Here is a 908-nt window from a genome sequence, read left to right as displayed (position 1 = left end):
GCACCGGGCGTTGGGGCGAGCGGTCGCCGTTCACCCGGATAACGTACGTGCAGGGACTACCGGCGGGCTCGCAGCCCGTTGATGAACGGGCATCCCATCAGCACGCGGATCGCCTGGCGCAGCCCCGTCATGTCGTCGACCGGCTTGTGGAACGGCAGCCGGATGTCGTGGTCGCCGTCGTGGCCCTCGATGCGGAACCGCACGCCGTATCGGTCGAGTCCGAGCGGACGAACCTGGCCGCGGCGGACGACCGGCGGCAGCTTCGACACCAGCCGGGCAACGACGTCGTTGTGGACGGTGTCGAGGTGCCACAGCAGGCTCGACTCGATCTCGCAGAAGGGGTCGGGACGGGCGGCGAGCAGATCCGCCACGCTGACCGGCTCGGCGCCGGTGGCGTCGGTGACGACCACCGAGTCGATCTCCAGCCGCAGCAGCCGGTACCGCGGCTCTCCCGCACACGCCGCTGACCGCGGGGTCTCGACCTCTAGCAACGCCGGATTCGGGTCCTCGGCGGCGATCAGGTCCAGCGTGTCGGTCACCGCGTCGTCCGGGACCTCCTGTAGGCGGCCGCGCACCCACACCAACGAACGGACGGGCTCGCGCACCGGCAGCGGCGCATAGTCCGTCAGCTCCAGCAGCGCCTGCGAGCCGGAGACCAGGCGATCACGCGAGGCGGGGAGGACAACCGCGAAGGATCCGTCGGCCAGCAGGTGGTGCACCGGTGTGGCGATGGGGTCCGCGCCCTCGATGGCCAGGAGCGCGCCGGTGGCCTTGGCGCAGGCGCTGCGGATGCGTTCTGCGGTCGTCGGTGCGGGGTGGCTCAGCGAAAGCATCGGACTCCTCAAGGTAATTTAGGTAAGCCTAAGTTAACTTAGGACCCATCCCCTCGCAAGACCCGTTTGACGTGG

1 protein-coding gene is annotated in these 908 nt (G+C 69.5%); it reads right to left on the bottom strand.

From position 1 onward, the window contains the following. Window positions 1-56 precede the first annotated feature (56 nt). Window positions 57-833: a DUF2470 domain-containing protein gene (locus A5706_RS08205; RefSeq protein ID WP_068128962.1), complete on the bottom strand. Its 777-nt coding sequence runs from the start codon at window positions 831-833 to the stop codon at window positions 57-59. Window positions 834-908: the final 75 nt, after the last annotated feature.

The sequence above is a fragment of the Mycobacterium sp. E796 genome (genome assembly GCF_001672815.1).
GTDB lineage: Bacteria > Actinomycetota > Actinomycetes > Mycobacteriales > Mycobacteriaceae > Mycobacterium.
This window is presented reverse-complemented; position numbering and strand designations above follow the sequence as displayed.

What these genes read in the sequence shown, in the direction of transcription:
- A5706_RS08205 (WP_068128962.1), bottom strand. Translation starts at nt 833, where the DNA reads ATGCTTTCGCTGAGCCACCCCGCACCGACGACCGCAGAACGCATCCGC.